Consider the following 21,096-nt stretch of genomic DNA (forward strand, 5'->3'; position numbering starts at 1 on the left):
TGCCCGTGGGCATGATAACCGAAACCCTTCGGGCCGGGGAACGGTTTGGGGTCCCGAGCGACCTGTCGGGAGGTGATCGCGGGTCCCGCACCAAGGCCGTGACGTCCGAAACGTTGGTGCGCTTTGTGGGCTCTGCCCGGCTTTCCGTTGCGCGTGGGACCTCGATCCGCGCTATGCTTATGACCGCGATTCGGGTTGACCGGATCAGCCGGTTCGAACGAGGAACGACCGATGGCGCCGCTCACCAACGAGGCTGAATTCAAGGATCTCGTGCTCAAGGCCTTTAACGATCTTCCCGCTCAGCAGCAGCAAGTCGCCGAGTATATGGTCGAGCATCTGGATGAGGTTCCCTTTCTGACCGTACCGACCCTCGCCAAGCATTGTGGGGTTTCCGAGGCCACCATCGTGCGTTTCGCGCAACGGGTCGGCTACGACGGTTTCAGCGGAATGAAGACCAACCTGACCGACATGGTGCGCGACCGGGTGACCTCTTCGCGGGGGACCGGTCTCGAGGAAGCGCTGGCTCCCGCGGGTACCGACAGCCTGAGTCTGGTTGTCCAGCAGGAAATGCAGAATCTGCAAAGTCTGGCGAAGGATGTCGACCTGGACGTATTCGAGGAGGCCGCGGCCACCCTGTTCCAATCCGGTCATATCTTCACCTTCGGGTTCGGGATCTCCGCTCATCTGGCCGGCTTGGCGACCTACCTGCTGACCCAGATCGGTCTGCGGGCTTCCACCTTGTCCACCCGGTTTTCCGCACCGCTCGAGCAGATGATCGTCATGCGCGAGACCGACGCGCTGTTGCTCTTTTCGTTTCCGCCCTTTTCGGTGCCTACGATCAAGATGGCCGAGCAGGCCGCAGCGCGCGGGATCAAGGTCGTCGCGATCAGTGATCGGCTGACTGCGCCCGTCGCCCCGTTCGCGGATCATCTGATTCAGGTTCGTACCCACAATCGGATGTTCACCAACGCGATCGGAGCCGTCAGCGTCTTCCTGAACGCCCTGATCACCGAAATCGCCCTCAAACACGGCGACCATGCAGCCGAGGCGATGACCAAGATCAATCGCATTCTCGCTACCGACGAGAACGTCATCCAAACCGATTGATGGCCGCCGAGCCCGGGTTCCGATCGGATGGTGCCGATTGGATTCGGGAACTGTGCCGCCGAAATGTGGATTGTACCCATGATGCCAAGCATGCCTTTTCATACCCCGTTCGATCGGGCTCTCCCGATCGAGGCTTCTCTCCGCCGCCTTGGGCGGATCGCCGGACCCGGTGGTCCCGCACGCTGGATGTTGCTGTCGCTCCTGTTGGTTGTGGCCGTGCCGGCTGCCTTTGCCCAGCGATGGGTGACCCTCGCCCCCAGTTTGACGGAATCGGCTTGCCGATTGGGGTTCCGCGACCGTTTGGTGGGGGTCACCGAGTATTGTCTGTTCCCCGAGGACGTGAAAAACCTGCCCCACATCGGCGGCTACCTGGATCCCAATGTGGAAACCATCGTCGCGCTTCGACCCGATCTGGTCTGGGCGCTTCCCGAACAGACGTCCGCGATCGAAAACCTGCGCAGCATGAAGGTTCGGGTGGAAGTGGTCAACAACCACTCCATCGAGGATATTTACGCGACGCTGAGGACCATGGGCGAGCTGGGGGGTCGGGTCGAGGCGGCGAAGGCCGTGTTGGCCGAGATGAGGGCTCGCCAGCGCGAGCTGCAGCGGCGCCGGGTGATTCCGCCTCGCGTGCTGCTGGTCCTGGGCCATGGTGCCTCTCCATCGCAGATCACGGAGGCCTACGTCGTGGGTCGTTACGGGTTCATGCACGAAATGATCGCCATGGCGGGTGGCGTCAACGCCTATCCATCGGAGAAACCCGCCTTTCCCAAACTATCGCGCGAAGGCCTGTTGGGCGTGGATCCCGACGTGATCGTAGTGCTCATGCCCAGGGATGATCTTTCGACCGAGAAACGCGACCGTGTCCTGAAGAAATGGCAGTCGGCGTTTCACCTGAAAGCGGTCAAGAATAACAAGGTTCACGTGATTCACCGGGCCGATGTCCTGCAACCGGGACCGCGCTTCCTGAAAACCCTGGCCGAGTTGGTGGCCATTCTGGACGCGCCATGAGCCTGCTCGAAATCCGGGATCTCTCGCTTCATCGCGGGACGAGAGCCCTGATCGACGGCATGGACATTCGGGTTTTCGAAGGGGATTTCTGCCTCCTGATCGGTCCCAACGGTGCCGGCAAATCGTCGCTGCTCAAATGCATCCTTTCCATCATCGACGATTATCGCGGTCAAATCATGATCCAGGGTCGCGAGTCGCGTTCCTACCACGCGCGCGAACGGGCGCGGATGATGGCTTATGTCCCCCAGGCCATGGACCTGACCTTCGACATGGAGGTCGGCGCCTTCATGGAGCTGGCTCGGTTTGCCCACGAGGACACGCCCGGAGAACGGGAGACCCTGATCGACGACTGCCTGACCAAAACCGATACCTACCGCCTGCGCGGTTCCCTTATGCAGGAACTCAGCGGCGGCGAGCGTCAGCGGGTTCTCATTGCGGCCGCGATCGCCCAACAGCCCCGCATCCTGGTTCTTGACGAACCCACCAGTTCGCTCGACCCCAACCACCGAGCGGAACTGGTTCAACTCCTGGCATCGCTCCACCTCCATCATCGGTTCACCATTCTCCTGGTCACCCACGACTGGAATGAATTCCTGGGCCTGGATCCCAAGGTCTTGGCCATCAAGGAAGGCAAGGTGGCGGTGACTTGTGGTGCTTTCGACCTGCACCAACATCTCAGTTCGGTGTTCGGCTGCCCTTTTCGACGTCTCGACGCCGGCGGCATTCCGGTTAGTTTTCCAGTGGTCGATATCTGAGGGTCGGCGCCGGGGAAAAATTCCCATCGAGACGATGCCGTTCAAATTTTTTCAGGGTGTGATCGGGGTCACGAAATGTAGGCTGTCGTGGTTGCGAATGCAACTTTCCAGGACAGTTGCGGGCATTGGCTTTTCTGGGTATACCTCCTTTTTTAAGAAGGACTTAGATGATTAGTGCGTGTTTTTTCGGGCGTTTTTCTAGTAGACGTGCTTACGTATGTGATGGAACTCTCCAAAGATCCGTGAAATAGTAGACCCACTGCAATCGTTGCTAGCCCCAGCACCAGGAAAGTGCCATTCAGTTCTCTGCTTCAGAGGGACGTAGTGCGTGCCTTTGGGAACCTTCATGCTTATTCGAATAGGAGTGCTTTGGAATGATTCGCAAAAGTCAAATGATTCTTTCGATCGCGGTTTTCTCTCTTTTTTCGCTGGTTGGCGTTGCTCAAGACGAGCTTCCGGGAACCAAGTATCGTGTGACCATCACCAACGTGACCAAGGCTCAAATCTTTTCTCCGCCAGTTGCCACGGTTCACTATCGAGACATCCAGTTGTTCCAGCTCGGTCAACCCGCTTCCGGCACCCTGGCTGAAATGGCCGAGGAAGGCAATGCCGCCCCGCTCGCGGAGGAATGGGCCGCTCACGATTCCGTTTATGACGTTCAGGTATCCGAAGGTCCGGTCATGCCCGGTGCTTCCATCACGTTGGAAGTGACCGCCGCCGGCCGCTTCAACTACATCAGTGTGGCGGGCATGTTGGTGACCACCAACGACGCCTTCTTCGCGGCAACCCTGCGCCGCCCCAACGACCAATTTTTGAAAACCGGTTTTTCCAGCGTGGTTTACAGCGATGCCCACGCTTACGATGCCGGTACCGAATTCAACTCCGAATCCTGTGATTACATCCCCGGACCGCCTTGCGGCAACGGTGGAGCGCACGATCCCACCGAAGCCGAGGGATACGTGTACGTCCACAACGGCGTCCATGGCATTGGCGACATCGCCGTCGAGAACTACGACTGGCGTGGTCCCGTTGCGCGAATCACGGTGGAACGCGTCGACTGATCCGCTGTACCCACACGACGATTCCCACAAAAAACGGCTCCGTTCCCGCGGGGCCGTTTTTTATTGGGGTACACCGGCCAATCGCTCCAGAATGTCCAGCAGGGCCACCGGCATGGGTTTTTTCTCCCAATCCAGTTCCAGGCGCGCTCGAAGCCATTGATTGTGGGCCGTTTCGAGTTCGGCGGAACGCGCTTCCCGAAGGGTCAGCGCCGTCGTATCCGAGGCGCAGTCGCCGCCTTCGGTCTGATCCGGCCGATGAGGATTGAAGCCCAGGCAGCCGTAGGGTTTGATTGTGCGCGAAAGACTGCAGCCTCGCGCCTGGCCCATGAAAAAAGGACAGGTGTAGGTTCGACGTACGAAGTGGCGCCGGCCGTCGCCCGGGCTCGGGGCGTCGAGCCGGTAGCGACGTACGGTTTCCCGCAACCGCTCGATCAGTTCGGCATCCAGTCTGCCCGCTCGCTTCAGGTACCGAATGATTTCCACGGTTTCGAGCGGTGTCGTCTGCATGGAGTTGGCCACGAAGGTACAGCAGACGCCGGAGCAGGAAAAGCAATGAAGGCCCTCGTGCTCCAAATGGGCCATGCGGTCGATCAACACTTGGCGTCGCCGTCGTCCCGTTTCGCCGATGTGATCGGTCAGGGCGTCGAGGCTTCGCGGTTCCGGATGTGCTGGGCATTTTTGGATCATAAGCGCGCTCGATGGAAGAGGACCGATCGAAATCCGAGATAGACCCGAATCCGGCGGAATGCGATCAGGTCGAAGCTGCAGGCCGGCTCTGGTTTCAGGTTTCGAAGGGTTGGATGTGGTCGAGGACGGTGTCTTTCTCGACCCATTCCAGAAAAGTGTCGTGCAGCCGATCGGTTTCCGTCAAGACCTTGCGCCAATATGCGATGCGATCGTGGTTGCGAACCCTGAAATGTTCGAAATCGTGGCGATCGGGAATTTTCCCCATGGGAAGTTTCGCCACGAACTCGGGCGATGGGCTGATCATCACCATGTTCTCCAGGTTTCGGGTCCGCGGACGACGCCACTTGAGCGACTTGTCCAGCCAACCCGGCGTGATGGTCTGGGTGTAGTGGGGAAACAGCACGATGCCCTCGCGCACGCCGGGGTAGGGGATATCGAACTGATAGTCCAGCAAACCTCCGTCCCGATAGGTTCCCGCCGGGGCTCCCGCGATATTGCGAACGCCCCGCAACACCAATGGGATGGCTGCCGATGCCATGAGGGCGTCCTTCAGGTTGCCGGCATCCAGCGCCACCGTGACCGGGGCTCGAAATCCCGTGTGGTAAAAGGGCTGCTCGGATCGCTTGTCTTGGAACACGACCCGTTCGAACGCGAGTCCCACGAGTTCGCGGTGGATGGCGTTGGTGACGAAGGCGCCCATCATGCCGATCCCCTGTAGGAGCGTGGGCTCCATGGATGCCATGCCGCGCGCCCGAGCCGTGACGATGTGAAGCCGAAGGGTCGGATGATTCAGGATCGCATCGATGGTTTTGTCCGGTAGAAAGTCGTCGAGCGCGCTACGGGTGGCCTCGCTGACTTGTCGAGAGTCCGCGTAGGGGATCAGTTTGACGCCCAGATAGGCCGCTTCGAAACGATCGAGGCCTTCGATGGGATCGGGATGCGAGAGGGCGGTGAAGCGCCAGGATCCGATCGAGGAGCCGATCAGGTGAAGGGGGGCGCCGTTGCGGCCTTTGAACCAGTTGCCGAACAAGGCGCGATCCAATCGGTTGAGCATGAGCCACTTGGGGCCGCCCGCCGCGCCGGGGACCACTTGCACCAGATTGGGATCGAATCCGTGTTTGCGAATGAGTTGGAGGGCCGCTCTTCCAGCTTGAATCTTCAACGGTGACGTCGTCATGGGGATTCCTCGCCAATCAGCCCGGTTCAGGATGGCGAAGACGCCAACCCCGCCTGGCGGGCTCGAGTTCCGATGTGGCCATGCTACCAATTGGCCAGAGGGGTCGCAAGTCGACTTTGACGCAGGGTGGCGAAAGAATGGAGCGGCGCGGCAAGAAAGAGATCGAGATCACCTACTCTCTTTCGACGAGGTCCCGATCCGCCGATTTCGCACCGATTTCTCGTGACAGTTTGCGTGGGGACTCAAGATCGGCCGTCTGAATACCGTTCTTCTTGTGAAAGCTCACGGTCGGAAGGCGCTCACCCCAATTAGATGTAGAATGAAGCCGATCGAAGCGTCAGCCACGACGATTCCCCTTTGGCAGCGAGGCCCACGTGACATTGAAACGAAGGTTTCCGATATTCGGTGTCGTACCCGTGATTCTGTGCACCCTGGTTCTGTCCACTCCGGGCCGGGCTGCCGATGCCATCGATATCGATCAGTTGGTCAGCCCTTTTCGCGGTTTCGATCACGCCCACATGGAACTCGTGTTCGATCTGTTCGGGCAGGAAACCCAGGGACGACTGCTGTTGCGCCAAGCCCGCCGCAAGCTGAACGTCTCTGCGGAGCGCGACCTGACCGAAATATTTTGCTTTTGCGAACCGGCCGATCTCGGCATTCGCGGTACGCGTCGTGGGCTGTTCACCCAGGAGACCGGCAACTACTATCGAGAAAAGGGCGAGTCGGAGTGGCACGCGCTCAACCCGGGGGGCGACGAAAAATTGCGCGACGGCGAGCGATTTCCCATCGTGGCGCGTCGCGAACATCAGACCCGCGGCTTCGAATTCCTGGACGTCGCCTTTCTGCCCAGGATCTGTATCCGGCGTGGCCTGTCCGTGGCACAGACCTACCTCGTCCTGTTCCACGAACTGATCCACCTGGTCGGGTTGGATCCCTTCGAAGAGGCCGATCTGCTGCGGTACCGGGGTTGGGAGGATCGCGACCGCTTCTATCGCGATCAAATGACCAAGGAGGGCGGGGAAGTGGATGCCTTCCTGGCCCAGATCAATGCCTTCCAGCGACTGAAGAAGCGTCACGGTCTCGAGGGCCTCACTGTCCTGGAAACCTTTCTCACCGGCGAGCAGCTACGCTACCGGGAGCGGGACGCCTTTCTGGATCACCTACTCATCGAGGCCGATTACGCGTCGGAACTGAACCGGTACCTCGAAGATCAGGTCCGGTTCCAATACAACCGCTCTTTTTCCTGGTGGGAGTATTTCGGCAAGGTGATGGCCGCGCTGGACGAGCAACTCGAGGCGATCGACCACAACATCACGGTCACGCGGGACGCTGTTGCCGTTGCCCGTGCCAGGGATCGAAAAGACCTGGCCGAGGAATACCTCGAGGAACAGTTGAAGTGGGAACGTCAGCGGATCCTCAATCGGCGTCGCTACGAACTCTACGTACTCGAACGCAAGGACCACCGGAAGTTCATGGCCCAACTGGATGAGTTGTATCCGGCACCCTGATCCGAATTTCGGGTAAATGACGCGATGAATCTCCCGGAATGGGGACATGCCGTGCGGGCATTGGCGACCACCGGTGATTCCGGTGGTGAGGGTGCTCAGGATTCGCGATCGGCGATCCTCAGGGTGCCGCCGCCGGACAGGGTCGAGAACAGCTCCAATACGGCGATCTCGGTGTGAACCGAGGCCCATTGAAGGGTGACCGTGCCGGGTTGGGTGGGTGCCGTGCGAAGTCGGCGCGCCAAGTAGCAGGCCAGGTCGATTTGGGAGCTGCTGTTGTCGTTGCGGGTGACCTGGTTTTCGTCGTGGGAAAACCAGCAGGCCGTCTGAAGTTTGTGGACCTCGCGAGAAGGGGCACAGCGGCGATGGTAAGGCGTTTCGTTCGAGGCGCGAACGGCGCTGACCGCCTCCGCGCCGCGGGCGGTCAGCTCGGGAATGATCGACTTTTCGGTCACGATCAGGGACGGACGTTCGCTGACGGGCAGGCGATCGAAGGTGGCGGTACACGCTTCGGCGGGCATCACCATCACCGTGGCGCCCGTCTTGAAACCGGCCAAAAGCGCTGCGGCCCAGTGTATCCCGGGCTTCAAGGCGATACCGATGCGGGATTGGCCGCCGATGCCCAGCGACTTCATGCGATGGGCGAGGGCGTTGGCGCGCTGATTCAAACCGGTATAAGTAATGGCCTGGCTCTTAAATTCCACCGCGATTTGATGGGGCGTCATGCGGGTTTGTTCTTCGAAGAAGTCGATAGCGAACCAAAAATCCAGCAGGGTGGCCGCGCGCTCGGTGGCTTGGGTCTTGGTGACCGGTTCGACGGTGCTTTGAAACGCGAGGCTGCCGGCGTCGGCCTCGAAAGCGGGGTCGGGGAACAGCGTCGTTGCGGTCGGGGCCTCTGTTTGGGTGGGGGCCTGACCTCTTTGTTTGCTGCGGAAGGAGAAGGGAGACGAAAGGATCGGGAAAAACTTGAGGATCCGTTGGGACATGGAACTCGACAACATCGTGGACCTCCAATGGCCGAAAAGGTGGGAGAGCATTGAGACAAAGCCGGGTCGAGGGCGGATCTGATGGCCTTCGTGCCATGGGGCCGAACGACTCGGGTTCGGCGCGGAAAAGAAAATCCAGCCTGCTGCAATCCAAGGGCGCCTTCGAAAAAGGCTTCGGAGCGTGCCGTCCGAAAAGGGGAGCTGCTGACAGCTTATGAGGAGGGACCGGCCATGGGCGTTGAGGTTTGTTGTGGATTGGCTTTTTTTGGAAAAAACTGTACGAGGGTTCGGATCACCCGTGTCGACGACAAATTTACACCACTAAATGTGGAGGAAAATGGGAGAAAAGGGGAAGAGTGACCCTGTTTGTAAAAGCCATCACCTTTATTTGGAAAAAATGTAAGGTCGGGAATAGGTCGTTTCACCCTCGTTCCCGTCCGAACCCGATGTGTGCTATGCGTGTTTTCCCGCTGATCGAGCTTCCGCCCCGGATCGATGTGGCGACATCGTCGTATCCGGGCTGCCGAAGTGCTGGTGAAAAATAATAAACCATTTAAGTTGAGAGGGTTAGTCTGTTTCGATGTGTAGGTTTTTGGCTCCGGGAACCTGGATGATCGTCACGAGACGTGAGCGGGCTCCTATTGGTTTAAAATGTTTGTTAAAAAAGTGCAAAACTTGACCTTGATCAATCGGGCGATGCGTTCTATCCTTGCCTTGTTTTTCGTAACTCGTTCGAGGGCGGTCGCCTACATACGTTCGATCCATTCAGGTCTTGGTGATCTTTCTACTTGCCCTCGGTTGAATGTCTACCCCGGAGTAAGAGAAAGGTAATAAGGGTGTATCGTGCAAATCATCGGTTGTCCGTTGGACACTCGTTGGGGACATGTGTCCATCACCCCTCGTTCTCCCTCCGCTTAGCCAATTTTTCATTTCTGAGGGATTTTTTTCATGAAGCTTCACAAACTTAGTCTGCTTTGTATCTTTGCGATGAGTGCGGTTGCATTTGCGCAAACCGGTCTTCGCGAAACCAACAACACCCCCGGCACCGTGCCCCGCCTCGGCGGTAACGTGCTTTTGGATCACGGCGATGCTGCGATCGGCCGTACCACCGGTGGTCTCGTGTCCTCCAAGCTGACGGGACTTCCCGACGGTCAGGATTCGACGGTGACCGCCGATGATTTCGATGTAACCGCCGATCGCATCTGGCTCATCGATGCGATTACGACGACCGGCTTCACCAACCTTGCGAACGACCCCGATGCCTTTGGTATCGTCATTTACGAAGACAGCACCACTACGCCCGGTACGCCCGGCGATCAAGTCTTCGAATGGGAAGGGGTGCCCAGCAACGGCATCGACGACACCCTCCAGGAGTTCCAATTCGGCAGTCCGATCGTCCTGACCGGTGGTCGCTACTGGATTTCCACCTACGGTATCTACAACGGTGTTTCCGATCTCGCCGACGGCCGTTGGAACTGGGGTTCCGGTCCCACCGCCATCGACAACGATCTGCACCTCGCGGACTTCGCCGACTTGTTCGGCATCTGCTGCGATTGGACCTCCGCGACCGATCTGGGTGTGGGCGACCGCTCCACTTCCTTCGTGCTCATGGGTACCGAGACCGACTGTGTCGATCCCGAGCTCGTCGGCATCAACGGCCAGCCCGGCCAGAACGGCGAGATCATCATCCAAGGTTCTCCCGGCTGCACCTACACCGTCACGATCACCAATTCGGACGGCTCCACGAGCCAATACGACGTAGCCATCCCCGATTGCGGTGGCGGTATCTGCGAAGGTACCTTGAACATCATCATCCCCGCGGACGCCACCATCGGCGTCGGCCAGCAGGGTCAATCACCCACCGGCGGCACCATCGGTACCGTTCCGACGCTCGGCGAATGGGGCTTGATCGCTTTTGTAACTCTGTTGATGGGCGGCGCACTGATCATGATGCGCAAGCGCCGTTTGGCGTAACGTCCAACGCTTTCTCGGGGGGATCTCCCCCCTTTTACAGTCACAAGACACAGGCCGGTTTGCTCGACCGGCCTGTTTTGCGTTTGGTGGTAAGGTCGTGCGTCTTGGTTCTTCGGCATCCCCGCCACGAGCTCCGGACCGGCTCACGGCACCGATGTGTTGAAAGGTTCGTGATCGGCCTCGCGAACATATGATCAGCCGCCGAGCTCGTGGAAAACGAAAGCGCGGACGTCACCCGGCGTAGAGATGCAGGTTGCATCCGATGTCGTCGGCCATGGCCAGCGTCGTGTCCAGATCGGGATGGCGCAACATCAGAAAGCCGTCAGAGACCAGGGTGTGGCGCCAATTGCGCCGCTGGGCGCCGATCGGTAGCAACGTGTCCCACACGAGATGCTCGCCGTATGCTTCCTGGATGTGCTCCAGGCCCTCGATGCGCTGGATGTGGCCGTGCCCTTGGGCTCGCTTGTACACGGTGGCCACGTTGTAATCGCGTGAGATTTCCGCCTCGAAGGCATGCCAGCAGATGGCGCGACCCCACTCGCGATAGACGTCGAAATTACAGGCGAATTTCATTTGGTCCACCTGGTGGGCGCCGGGCGGGCGTGCCGCGATTTCGCCGAACACCACTTCGCCGCTTTCCTTGCGGTACCACTCCATGTGGGTGAAGCCGGTCTGAAAATCCAGCGCTTCGATGACCTTGTGGCCCATTTCCAGACCTTCGGTCAACATGGGTTGGGAGATTTGGCGCAGGGCGATCACCTGCGGGCTGATCCACTCGTTGCTTCGCGCGATCAACGGTCGCGGTCGGTACCAGGCCACGTTGAAATAGGCGATGCGGCCTTCGATGCAGATCGTGTCGAAGGTGAACTCCTCGCCCTCCACGAACTCCTCGATGCTGACCTCGGGAACGTGGTGCAAGCGCGGCAACACGGCCCGCAACTCTTCGCGATCGTTGACGCGGTAGGTATCCATCGAGCCGGCGCCGTCGATCGGCTTCAGGATCAGCGGGTAGCCGATCTCTTCCGCCGCCTCCCAGCAGCCGGCGATCGAATCGGCGTGGCGATGGCGCGGCGTGCGCAATCCGGCGTCGTCCAATTTGCGCTTCATCAGCTCTTTGTTGCGAAAGGGCAGGGTGCGCTCGGTATCGAGGCCCGGGACCCCGAGTGCCTCGCGCAGACGCGCGGCCAGCATCATGCCCGGTTCCCAGAGGCACTCGACCCGGTGAATGGTGGCCATGCCCTTCCAGGCGAAGACTTCCGCGATGACGGCCTCTTCGTCCCACAGGGAGCGCACGTGTAAATAGCCGCTCAGGCATCGTTGCACCAGCCGTGGCAACAGGGCTTCGGGTGTGTCTCCGATTCCGTAGACGCGAGCCCCGACCTCGGCCAGGCCGCGCGTGAAATGAGGCATATCGGCCGGATAGCCCGGCGAAATCAATAGAACGTTCATGGCATGCTCCTGGTGTCGGCCGAATCCGGACGCGACTATCCTGTGCGGAATCGACATTCCGTTTGCGATCTTCTGACGGGAGGACCGGGAACCGATCCGAGCCGGGGACGAGCCCCCGATGCCAGGCGGTTCCCTGATGCGGTGTGCCCCGGTTCGAGGGGCCCTTCAGGCGCTCAGCCTTCGGGATCTCCTTTCTGTGGCAGGCCCAAGAGCAAGCGGTAGATTTCCATGTAGCGCTCGGCGGTATGGGCTTGATTGAACTGTTTCTTGCCCTCCGTCATGATACGCCGGATTTCCTTGAACTTGGTTTCCGGGGCCAACTTGAAGAACTTCATGGCCTGATCGACCCCCCAGCGGAAGCCCATGGCATCGTGGATCTCGAAAAGGAACCCGTTGCCCTGGCTCTTTTCCACCGAGAGGTGTCGCACGGTGTCGTGGATGCCGCCGGTGTCGTGGGCGATCGGCAGGGTGCCGTAGATCGGTCCGATCATCTGCGGAAGGCCGCAGGGCTCGAACGAGGAGGGCATGAACAGGAAATCGGCCGCCGCGTAGCCGAGGTGCGACAGGCGCTCCTCGAAGGCCGTGACGGAAACGCGGCGATGCATGTCGGCTTTGCGTACCAGGTCCACCAGCGTGTCCTTGAAGGGACCGTTGGCGATGACCGCGATCTGGAGCCGTTCGCGCGCGTATCGGGAGAGAATGTCGTAAAAGACGTCTGCCAGCAACTGGCAACCCTTCTGGACCGGATCGAGACGCGAGGGCCAGAAGAACAGGGGCGCGTCCTCGTCCTCCACCAGGCCCAGGTAGCGCTGGAGGGCCAGCTTGTTGAGTTTCTTGCCTTCGAAGTGGCTGTTGGGACCGTAGGGCTTGATGAGGTGTTCGTCCTTGGTGGGATCGAAGTGTGGATCGGGTGAATTGAGAATGCCGCGCGCATAACCCCGCTCGAATTTTGCCGCGAATTCCTGTTGAACCGACTTGGCGACGAACGAGTGTTGACCGCGTACGATCTCCTTGAGAAAGGTCGGGCTGACCGTGTTGACGTAGGTCGACGAAAAAATACCGCTGAGCAGGAAGTCGCAGGTGTTGCCTTCCCGGGTTTCCTCGTAGTTCAGGGGCGGGTGGTCGTAGTAGAGATACGGCCAGAATTGGGCGGCGTCGACGCCCGTATCTTCGATGTCGGCTAGCGTCGCCTTCATCGAATGGATATTGTGCACCGTGAACAGGCAGGGGATGCCCAGGCGCTTGGCGACTGCGGGAATGATGCCGGTCATCCAGTCGTTGCAGTGGATCAGGTCCGGTTGCACCATCGGCAGGATGTTGTTGATGACCTCGCGTTGAAACGCGGTGGCCAGTTTGAAGTTTTCGACCGCGGTATTGTGGTAGACCGAATCTCGATAGTAGAAGCAGCGGTCTTCGGCCAGGTGGATGCGATCCGTGGGCAGCTTGCTGCGATAGATGTCCAACTGGCGGTTGATGAAGCGTCCGATGTTGCGGTTGAACATCGTACGGTAATTGGGAAGGGCGACGTGAACATCCACACCACGGCCGTAGAGCGAGCTGACCAAGGCGGCGGAAACGTCGGCCAGGCCACCCGCCTTCGCGGTCAGGTAGTTGGCCATGTTCCCCATGCCTTCGGGAAGGTAGGTGATTTCGGGAGTGACGATGAGCAGACGAGGGTCTTTCCGGGCCGCGGGCATGAGTGCTCCTTGGATCTCAAATTGTTGTTCAGGAGGTTGCGTTTTGAATCTGGGGGCGAGGGGAGTTGAATTCATGGCAAAACCAAAAACTGAAGCATATGTTTCGGGTCCTGAAACCCTGGCATCGATTTTCCGGCATGGCCGGCCGGCTCCGCGGGTTCTCACGTGGAAACAGGACTGGGGAAAGGGTGCGTCACCTTGGAAACCGTGGGGGTTCCTCGACCGAGCGTTGCCGGCGATGGTCGCCTATTCGCGCCACCGGGCGACGGGCACGTTCGATCGCATTGTGCATTGTGTTCAGCCCGCGTGAACTTGGATGGTGCGGCCGATCTCCTCGAGGATGGCGCGCAGGTCGTCGTAATCGGGATACTTTATTTGAATCCAGGCATTGGCCATGTAGCCCGCTTCCACCGGTTGCGTGGGGGCGCCAACGGGGGGGAAGTGGCTTTTGATGAACCACTTGCCGTATTTGTTGCAAATGTGCTCGACCCCCTCGTAACCCTTGATATGTCCATCCTGGTTGGGACGCAGAGTGATGATCGCCGCCGAGTAGCGGCGCGAAAGCGGGGTCGGACAGGTGCCGTGAACGATGGAGAAGGCCCATTCCTTGTACAGGTCGATGTCGTTGGCGGCACAGTACAGGTCCCATTGTCCGACGCCTGGCGGCCGGGCGCCGATTTCGGAGAACTTCAGGCCCTTGGGTCCGAAGAACCATTCCATGTGGGTCGGTGCCGTATGCAGGCCCAAGTCGCGGATCACCTTGCGGCCCATGATCTTGACTTCGTCGTAACCGGGGGCGTCCATGCGGTTGGTCGTGATGATGACGGGCGAGATCCAACGCGTCCGCATCGCTTCCAGCACCCCCGGGTAGTAGTGGCTGATGAAATCGTGCGCCACCTTGCCGCCCACCGTGATGGTGTCGTAGAAACCTTCGTGACCCTCGATGAATTCTTCCAAGGCCACCGAGTTGCCCTGGGCCACGCCACACTGTTGCAGTACCGGTCCCAACTCGTTTTCACCGTTGACCCGCCAGGTGCCCGAGGCACCCGCTGCGGCGCGGGGTTTGATGATGATGGGATAGCCCACCTTGCGACCGAATGCGACGACCTCGTCGACATTTTCGGCACTGGCCGACATCGCGGTGGGAATGCCGTGTTTGCGCATGAAGTCTTTCATGATGGTCTTGTCGCGCACCAGGACCGTCTGCTGATACGTCAAACCGGGGATACCGGTGGCTTCGCGAACCCGAGCCGCCGTAAGCATATGCGCTTCGATGGTGGCTTCCATGCGGTCGACCCATCCGCGACGCTGAATGCGGCGAACCGCGTCGAGCATGGCCTGGTCGTCACACACGGAGGGGACTTGCTCGTAACCGTCCAACCAGGACTTCAAATCGTCGGGCAACATATCGACCGGAGCCTCCCCGATTCCGGTCACCGCCGCACCGACGGTTTTGAGCGCACGAACGAATTGCTTTTGGTATGCGGGAAAGTGAGGTGCCACAAAAATTACATGCACGGATGATCCTCCTGTTTCGGACACAATGACATGAACGGGTCACACGAAAACCGCAATCAGGGGAATAAAGCTATGATTTTGCACAGAGATAGTGACAGAAATTCCACGTTCTGTGAGCTTAGCGTGGAGATCTGAACGGTGTCAATCCGGCATGACCGTTCCAGCGCCGCAATCCTTTCGCGTCGACACGAAATACCTGCAATCGGGCCTGTACCCCGTGATGGCCGACGGCGGAGGTGATTCGGCTCGGAGGCAGCGCTATCGTTGGAAAGAGGGACCGACTCGACCGATTTGGAAACGGACGCAACCAAGTCGGGGATGTCTGGGGACAACTCGATGCTCAGGGGATGTCCAGCCAAGCGTCGCAGCCGCTTGTCTTTGAGGAATTTTTGCCAAGGATCCGGTGTTCGATTCGGCCATCCTAAACCATAAACCCAAGCCAGACTAGACTTTTTTGGCCTCTGACGGAAGTTTGCCGGCAATCCGGAAACCCGCCGATCGGGCCATTGAATCGACCCTTGTTTCGAAGGGTGGTGTCGCCTCTGATCGAGCGCCCGCTCCGGGTCGTTCCATGGCCGGAACAACCTGGAGCGGCGACCTGTTCTTCGCTTGCCGATTGTGTTGTAATGGGTTTGTTTTTAGGTGCTTATGATTGGCTTTCCAGGCTGGGCCGCGATCTGCGTGGTGACGGTTTGAAAGACCGGGTCCCGCCATTCATCTCTTCGCGCAGACTTTTTGATTCCGCCCTTCGGTGTTTTCTTCGTGAAGCGTTCAGGACTAGCGTTCTTTATTATGAACCCTGCGATTGATGGCAGACAGCGCTGGAGTCTTGCCGTTACAATCGCTCTGGGTTCAGTCTTCCTCCCGGTCTTCGGCACAGCCCTGCGCTCGACCTTTCGCGCGGTTTTTGGTTTGGTCTCCCTCGTGCCTTTTTCTTCTTTGATTTTATCGATGGATGCTTCGGGAAATACCCGTTCGCCGAATTTTGTCGCCGACAGCCGGAAAATGCTCGAATCAGCGAACCCCAGGCCACTTTTATCGGTGTGCCTTCGTGAAATGACCCTTAGAATGAGGTGGTAACGGTAGGTAGCCTTCTGTGCTTCCGCCGTTCCGGTACCCTTTGGAGTCACTCCCGTACCCTCACCGATGGAATGCCGTGGGATTTTACTATTTGGGAGGTAACCCGGTTTTGGCGTCTCAGACAACCCGATCATCCGCTCAGCCCCCGGACGGCCAGCCGTCCGATGCCGATTTGGTAGCCGCGGTGCTGAAGGGTCAGACCCATGCTTTCAAAACCATTTATTTTCGTTATTCCGAGCAGCTTTTCCGCTTCTTCTGGCGCCGGATGAATGGTCGTGAAATTGCCGAGGATCTGGTCCAGGAATTGTTTGCCAAAGTGTGGCGCAACCGCGCCAATCTCGATCCCGGCCAAAGTCTCAAGGCCTATCTGTATCAGGCCGCCGGCAATCTGGTCATCGACCAACTTCGCAAAAACCCACCCGAACGGTACGCCCAGGAGATTCGACCGGAACACAGCTCGGAAGAGCCGGACGAAGGCCGCTTTCAAGTTCGTGAGCAGATTCAGGCGGCCATCGCCAGTCTTCCCGAAACCCAGCGAAAAGTTTTTTGCCTGAGTCGATTCGAAGGCCTGAAGTACCACGAAATCGCCGACGTCCTGGAGATTTCGGTGAAGACCGTGGAGACCCATATGAGTCGTGCCCTCAAGAAGCTGCGCCAAAGCCTGCGCTCTCTGACGACCTTGATCCTGTTTTGGGGGCTGCTTTGAGTCGACCCCTATCGAGACGTGCTCGTTCGAGACATGCTCGTTTGAGACGTGCTCGTTCGAGACGCGCTGCGGCATCCTTCGATAAGGGTGTCGGGGATCTTTGTCAAGTGACCGTAGTCATGTCTTGGGAGAGGACTAGCGAATCAGCGATGGGGATTTTGCACGATGTCCAATAATCAGGTTCCACAAGACATTCTTTTTCACCGGTACATGACCGGTCAGGCCGACGAGGAGGAGCTTCGTCGGCTGCAAACGTGGCGTGAGGCCGACGATGCCAATGAAGCGATGTTCCGCGAATTTGCGGCCTTTTGGCAACGCCTCGACGTGATGCGGCCCGAGATTTCCTTCGATCCACGAGCCGGCTGGTGCGAACTGGCCGCGCGACTCCAATTGGGGAGTGAGGAGATCGAAGGTTGGGCCGCCTATCTGCGCGAAACCGCCGATGCGGAGGATCGGCGTCGCATCGACGCCTGGCGCAACGCCGACCCGCTCAACGATCGCGCCTTTCGCGAGTTCGAAGAGGTGTGGCGGCAGACCGAATCGGAGGTCGGGGTCCCGACGTTCGATGTGGAAGCCGGCTGGCAGCGCCTCAGTGCGCGGCTGGACGGGGAGGATGAAGCGTCCGCCCCGAAACCTTCACCGGTTGCGGTGCCCCAACCCGGGGCGGACCGGCGGGTCGATCGTCTCGGCGATTCGGGCGTGTTGGTGCCCTTTGCATCCAGGCGCCGGCCGTGGGCCAGGTATCTCGGGGTCGCCGCCGTATTGGTGATGGCGCTGGGATTGTGGCTGCTGCGCACGACCGTGCCGCCCGAAACGGCGATGGAAACCGTGACGACCGCCGATCAGGAACGGCGTCAGGTTTCGCTTCCGGATGGCTCTACCGTATGGCTGAACGCCGGAACCACGCTTTCCTGGCCAAAGGGTCTGGAAGGCGATGTTCGGCGTTTGGCATTGACCGGCCAGGCCTACTTCGAGGTTCGGCACGATCGACGGCAGTTTCTGGTCGATACGGGCCACGCCCGGGTCACGGTGCTCGGCACGCGTTTCGACGTCTGGGCGCGCAACGACAAGACGCGCGTCATCGTTCGCGACGGCAGTGTCGCCCTTGCCAACCCGCAATCCGGGGATCGCGTGGTGCTCTCGAAGGGGCAAACCAGCACCATCGTGGGTTTCGGCCAGCCTTCCCCGATTCGGGAGACGGACGCCGAAGCCGCCTTGGGCTGGCTTCAAGGTCGCCTCGTATTTCAGCGTCAACCGCTGAGTGATGTGATCGCGGACCTTGAACTGGCGTTCGGTATCGAGGTTGAATTGGAAGATCCAAGCTTGGGGGATCGAACGGTGACCGCATCGTTCGACAAAGCCGATGTCACCGAAATTCTCAATGAAATTTGTCTTACGCTCGGGTTGACCGTAACTTTCGATAATGGGGTCTACATCCTTTCCGAAACCAAGAGGCCCTGAGCACGCCTGCGCTTCCGGGCCGATGACAAGTCCGAAGAGTCGCCATATGCCTTTTTCCACACTTCAGCTTCCCGCGGCCACCCGACGACTGCCTTTCCCGTCGTGGTGGTGCTGCATCTTCTGGATGTGTGGGTATCCGCTGTGGGGCGGGATCCAGAGCCCCGTCACTCTCGAACTCAAAACCTTTCCGCTGCGCCTCGCCATCGAGCGTTTGGCCGATCAGGCCCAACTCGACCTGGTCTACGCCGACGCATTGCTGGACGGCATCACCATCGATTGCCACGTGCACGAAGTTCCGGCCGAGGAAGTTCTGCGGCTCCTGTTACGGCACACCCACGTGGGGTTCCGCATGGCTCGCGAGAACCGGGTGGTGCTTTTTGCGGATGTCTCGCGCGCCACTCGCTCGGTGGACGGGGTCGTCGTCGATGCGGCCACCGGGCGCGCCCTTTACGGTGCTCGGGTGGATGTGCCCAATGCACATCGCGTCACGATCTGCGATACCCGAGGCCGATTTCGGTTACGGGACCTCCCGGACACGGTCTCGACCCTGCACGTCTCCGCGCCCGGTTACGCCGATGCGGTGATCAGCGCCAAAGAAGCGGATGTGTCGCTCAGGATCACCCTGATTCGCGACACGAGCCTCGAGGAGCACCTCCAGGTGTTTCGCTCGCGCGGCAACGCACTCTCGCTTTCCGCCCTATCCGGCAGCATGACGCTCTCGCCCGGCGAGGTCAACAACGGCGGGAACCCGAGCCCGGACCTTTTCGACAGTTTGAGCTTGATTCCCGGCCTGGGGACCAGTCCCGGCGAGGCCGGCATCGGCATTCGCGGGAGTCGCCCTTCCGAGAATCTGATCCTGTTGGACGACATCAAGCTCTATCAGCTCGATCACGCCCTGGGCCATTTCAGTTCGCTGAATGCGGATGCGATCGAAGAAATTCAGGTGTACAAAGGCGGTTATCCGGCTCAATACGGTGAGCGCACCTCCGGGGTGTTGGATCTCGCCGTCAAGGGCGAGAACCTGAACGAATGGGAGCTACACACCGGTTTCAATCGCGACATGGGCAACGTCACCCTGGCCATGCCCTTGAGGGGACGAGGCTCCTTTCTGGTCTCGCTGCGCCAGTCACTGGGCGACGGCACCAGCAACGACGTGTACAACCGCGTTTTCGAGGCGACCTTCAACGAGAATCAGGACGAGTTCGTTCGCGACGTGGGTCTGACGGCCAAGCGCGATATCGAGTTCGACGATGTCATCGGCAAGATCTACTGGAGTCCCACCGACAAAAGCGAAGTGTCGGTGACGTACTACGAGGGGCGGGACCGAACCGAGGAGACCATTTCCTTCGATTTCGAGGACACGCCGATCACACTGCTGACCAAGGCCGGCAAATGGGGCAACGAAGGAGCCTCGATCAAATGGACCTACAACTGGAGTCCCGATTTTTCGCTTTCGGTTCACGGCGTATGGTCGGATTACACCAGTGAATTCGGATTCGAAGACACCGATTTCGAAGACGATGAGATCGAGGACGGCGAGGAAGACGAAGAAGACGAAGAAGACGAAGAGGACGGTGACGACGAAGAGGACGAGGACGACAACGATAAGACCGCCCACCGCCTCGACCTGCGCGACCCCTTCGTTTCCAATTACGACACCCATCTGGTGCCCGGCGGCTTCGGTCGATCCAAGCAAACCCCCTTCGGCAAACAGACCGTCATTCGTTCGGGGATCTTCAACGGCTTGCGTGACAAAACCATTCGCGTCGAGCAGATCCTGCGCTTCCCCCCCACCCATACCTTGGAAATCGGCTACAGCCAAACCAAGATGACCACGCGCTATTCCGAATACGACGACTTTTACGGCGGTTACGACGAACGCATCGAGACCACGACGCGCGCGCTCTACGCTCAGGATCTCTGGCAACCGTTTTCGTGGTTGGAATTGCTGCTCGGCTTGCGGCACGAGCGCAACAGCCTGACCATGTCGACCCACCTCGATCCCCGCGTTTCCTGGAAGGTACAGGCCTCCGAGAAGCTGTCTCTTCGCGGTGCCTGGGGACGGTATCACCAATACCTGCTGCGATCGCCGGATACGATCAATTATTTCGAGGGCGCGCCAGCATGGTTTCTGGCCGAGTACGATTGGATCGAAGAGGGCGAATCGCGCCAGTTTCAAATGGGTGCGCGCTTCGAACACCGTGACCTGATGATCGATGTGGAGTGGTATCGCAAAAACCAGCACGGCTCTCTGTTGAAAATCTTCAACCCGATCGGCGAGGGTCGGGTTCGGCTGGAACAGACGGAGGATCGCTTCCAGGGCGTGGATCTGCTGGTTCAAAAACGCCTGGGTGCCTTTACCGGTTGGGTGGGCTATGGCTACCAGCGATCGAGGGTGCTTCGCGAATGGTGGAGCGGCGATCCGGCCGGCTATCCCACCGACCTGGATCGACCCCACAGTTGGAAAGTGGCGGGCAGTTATGCGCGCGGGCCATGGCAGTTTTCGCTGTCCTGGCGCTACGCCTCCGGGCGACCCTACGATGTGCCCGTTCTGGTGCCGATCGACGATCCTGATCTGGAGTTCGACGAGGAAGAATACGAACTGCTCCCGTCCGACAATCCCAATAACTTCAGGTTGCCGCCCAGCCATCAAATGGATGCCTCCATCGGTCGATCCTTCGTCATCGGTCGCTACCTGGGTCGGGTGGGGATTTCCGTGCTCAATGTCTACGATCGCCGCAACGTGCAGTATCGCTACTACCAGGTCGAGGAAGCCGAGGCCGTGCCGGTGGACGTGCGAGGTTTCGGTTTTCGTCCGTCGCTGACGTTCAAGTTGCGCTTCTGACCCCTTCGCCTTACCAAACATTTGCAAAACGAGGCGTGAATGTTCGGTTTTATGGCATCGTGCGCGTTGTGTGAGGG

At 59.4% G+C, this 21,096-nt stretch carries 16 protein-coding genes; 10 read left to right on the forward strand and 6 right to left on the reverse strand.

Going from position 1 to position 21,096, the window contains the following annotated elements:
- The first annotated feature begins 231 nt into the window (after positions 1-231).
- From J3U87_RS20055 to J3U87_RS20070, 4 genes are all read left to right on the forward strand, one after another.
- Positions 232-1,107 carry a MurR/RpiR family transcriptional regulator gene (locus J3U87_RS20055; protein WP_237377558.1) on the forward strand — a complete coding sequence of 292 codons (876 nt, stop codon included), beginning with the start codon at positions 232-234 and terminating at the stop codon, positions 1,105-1,107.
- Positions 1,108-1,197: 90 nt separating this feature from the next.
- Positions 1,198-2,118, forward strand: a complete 921-nt coding sequence (locus J3U87_RS20060) for an ABC transporter substrate-binding protein (protein WP_237377559.1) — start codon at positions 1,198-1,200, stop codon at positions 2,116-2,118.
- Positions 2,115-2,873, forward strand: coding sequence for an ABC transporter ATP-binding protein (locus tag J3U87_RS20065; protein ID WP_237377560.1), 759 nt, complete (start codon positions 2,115-2,117; stop codon positions 2,871-2,873). Before J3U87_RS20060 ends, J3U87_RS20065 begins: the two co-directional genes overlap by 4 nt.
- A 374-nt stretch (positions 2,874-3,247) precedes the next feature.
- Positions 3,248-3,934, forward strand: coding sequence for a spondin domain-containing protein (locus tag J3U87_RS20070; RefSeq protein WP_237377561.1), 687 nt, complete (start codon positions 3,248-3,250; stop codon positions 3,932-3,934).
- 60 nt (positions 3,935-3,994) lie between these two features.
- Here the strand turns inward: J3U87_RS20070 and J3U87_RS20075 are convergent, their stop codons facing one another.
- Together J3U87_RS20075 and J3U87_RS20080 are read right to left on the reverse strand one after the other, a co-directional pair.
- Positions 3,995-4,621, reverse strand: a complete 627-nt coding sequence (locus J3U87_RS20075) for a hypothetical protein (protein ID WP_237377562.1) — start codon at positions 4,619-4,621, stop codon at positions 3,995-3,997.
- A 94-nt stretch (positions 4,622-4,715) separates the two neighbouring features.
- Positions 4,716-5,798, reverse strand: coding sequence for a patatin-like phospholipase domain-containing protein (locus J3U87_RS20080; protein WP_237377563.1), 1,083 nt, complete (start codon positions 5,796-5,798; stop codon positions 4,716-4,718).
- Positions 5,799-6,172: 374 nt separating this feature from the next.
- Between J3U87_RS20080 and J3U87_RS20085 the strand changes: the two genes are divergently transcribed.
- Positions 6,173-7,306, forward strand: coding sequence for a hypothetical protein (locus J3U87_RS20085; protein ID WP_237377564.1), 1,134 nt, complete (start codon positions 6,173-6,175; stop codon positions 7,304-7,306).
- 95 nt (positions 7,307-7,401) lie between these two features.
- On the opposite strand, the gene J3U87_RS20090 is transcribed toward J3U87_RS20085, so the two are convergent.
- Positions 7,402-8,304: an AMP-binding protein gene (locus J3U87_RS20090; RefSeq protein WP_237377565.1), complete on the reverse strand. Its 903-nt coding sequence runs from the start codon at positions 8,302-8,304 to the stop codon at positions 7,402-7,404.
- Positions 8,305-9,237: 933 nt separating this feature from the next.
- Between J3U87_RS20090 and J3U87_RS20095 the strand changes: the two genes are divergently transcribed.
- Positions 9,238-10,263: an IPTL-CTERM sorting domain-containing protein gene (locus J3U87_RS20095; protein ID WP_237377566.1), complete on the forward strand. Its 1,026-nt coding sequence runs from the start codon at positions 9,238-9,240 to the stop codon at positions 10,261-10,263.
- Between the two features lie 231 nt (positions 10,264-10,494).
- Here the strand turns inward: J3U87_RS20095 and J3U87_RS20100 are convergent, their stop codons facing one another.
- From J3U87_RS20100 to J3U87_RS20110, 3 genes are all read right to left on the reverse strand, one after another.
- Positions 10,495-11,712, reverse strand: coding sequence for an ATP-grasp domain-containing protein (locus J3U87_RS20100; protein ID WP_237377567.1), 1,218 nt, complete (start codon positions 11,710-11,712; stop codon positions 10,495-10,497).
- Between the two features lie 173 nt (positions 11,713-11,885).
- Entirely contained in the window at positions 11,886-13,409 is a 1,524-nt protein-coding gene (locus J3U87_RS20105) for a glycogen synthase (RefSeq protein WP_237377568.1), read from the reverse strand.
- Positions 13,410-13,706: 297 nt separating this feature from the next.
- Entirely contained in the window at positions 13,707-14,927 is a 1,221-nt protein-coding gene (locus J3U87_RS20110) for an ATP-grasp domain-containing protein (RefSeq protein WP_237377569.1), read from the reverse strand.
- Positions 14,928-15,689: 762 nt separating this feature from the next.
- Between J3U87_RS20110 and J3U87_RS20115 the strand changes: the two genes are divergently transcribed.
- The 4 genes from J3U87_RS20115 to J3U87_RS20130 all read left to right on the forward strand — a co-directional run bounded on the left by J3U87_RS20115 (position 15,690) and on the right by J3U87_RS20130 (position 21,019).
- Positions 15,690-16,007: a hypothetical protein gene (locus J3U87_RS20115; RefSeq protein ID WP_237377570.1), complete on the forward strand. Its 318-nt coding sequence runs from the start codon at positions 15,690-15,692 to the stop codon at positions 16,005-16,007.
- A gap of 109 nt (positions 16,008-16,116) precedes the next feature.
- Positions 16,117-16,713, forward strand: coding sequence for an RNA polymerase sigma factor (locus J3U87_RS20120; protein ID WP_237377571.1), 597 nt, complete (start codon positions 16,117-16,119; stop codon positions 16,711-16,713).
- Between the two features lie 165 nt (positions 16,714-16,878).
- Positions 16,879-18,174 carry a FecR family protein gene (locus J3U87_RS20125; RefSeq protein WP_237377572.1) on the forward strand — a complete coding sequence of 432 codons (1,296 nt, stop codon included), beginning with the start codon at positions 16,879-16,881 and terminating at the stop codon, positions 18,172-18,174.
- A gap of 46 nt (positions 18,175-18,220) precedes the next feature.
- On the forward strand, positions 18,221-21,019 hold the full coding sequence (locus J3U87_RS20130; RefSeq protein WP_237377573.1) for a TonB-dependent receptor domain-containing protein: 2,799 nt from the start codon (positions 18,221-18,223) through the stop codon (positions 21,017-21,019).
- The last annotated feature ends 77 nt before the right edge of the window (positions 21,020-21,096 follow it).

Source organism: Sulfidibacter corallicola (genome assembly GCF_017498545.1).
Taxonomy (GTDB): domain Bacteria; phylum Acidobacteriota; class Holophagae; order Acanthopleuribacterales; family Acanthopleuribacteraceae; genus Sulfidibacter; species Sulfidibacter corallicola.

What these genes read in the sequence shown, in the direction of transcription:
- J3U87_RS20055 (WP_237377558.1), top strand. Translation starts at nt 232, where the DNA reads ATGGCGCCGCTCACCAACGAGGCTGAATTCAAGGATCTCGTGCTCAAG.
- J3U87_RS20060 (WP_237377559.1), top strand. Translation starts at nt 1,198, where the DNA reads ATGCCTTTTCATACCCCGTTCGATCGGGCTCTCCCGATCGAGGCTTCT.
- J3U87_RS20065 (WP_237377560.1), top strand. Translation starts at nt 2,115, where the DNA reads ATGAGCCTGCTCGAAATCCGGGATCTCTCGCTTCATCGCGGGACGAGA.
- J3U87_RS20070 (WP_237377561.1), top strand. Translation starts at nt 3,248, where the DNA reads ATGATTCGCAAAAGTCAAATGATTCTTTCGATCGCGGTTTTCTCTCTT.
- J3U87_RS20075 (WP_237377562.1), bottom strand. Translation starts at nt 4,621, where the DNA reads ATGATCCAAAAATGCCCAGCACATCCGGAACCGCGAAGCCTCGACGCC.
- J3U87_RS20080 (WP_237377563.1), bottom strand. Translation starts at nt 5,798, where the DNA reads ATGACGACGTCACCGTTGAAGATTCAAGCTGGAAGAGCGGCCCTCCAA.
- J3U87_RS20090 (WP_237377565.1), bottom strand. Translation starts at nt 8,304, where the DNA reads ATGTTGTCGAGTTCCATGTCCCAACGGATCCTCAAGTTTTTCCCGATC.
- J3U87_RS20095 (WP_237377566.1), top strand. Translation starts at nt 9,238, where the DNA reads ATGAAGCTTCACAAACTTAGTCTGCTTTGTATCTTTGCGATGAGTGCG.
- J3U87_RS20100 (WP_237377567.1), bottom strand. Translation starts at nt 11,712, where the DNA reads ATGAACGTTCTATTGATTTCGCCGGGCTATCCGGCCGATATGCCTCAT.
- J3U87_RS20105 (WP_237377568.1), bottom strand. Translation starts at nt 13,409, where the DNA reads ATGCCCGCGGCCCGGAAAGACCCTCGTCTGCTCATCGTCACTCCCGAA.
- J3U87_RS20125 (WP_237377572.1), top strand. Translation starts at nt 16,879, where the DNA reads ATGTCCAATAATCAGGTTCCACAAGACATTCTTTTTCACCGGTACATG.
- J3U87_RS20130 (WP_237377573.1), top strand. Translation starts at nt 18,221, where the DNA reads ATGCCTTTTTCCACACTTCAGCTTCCCGCGGCCACCCGACGACTGCCT.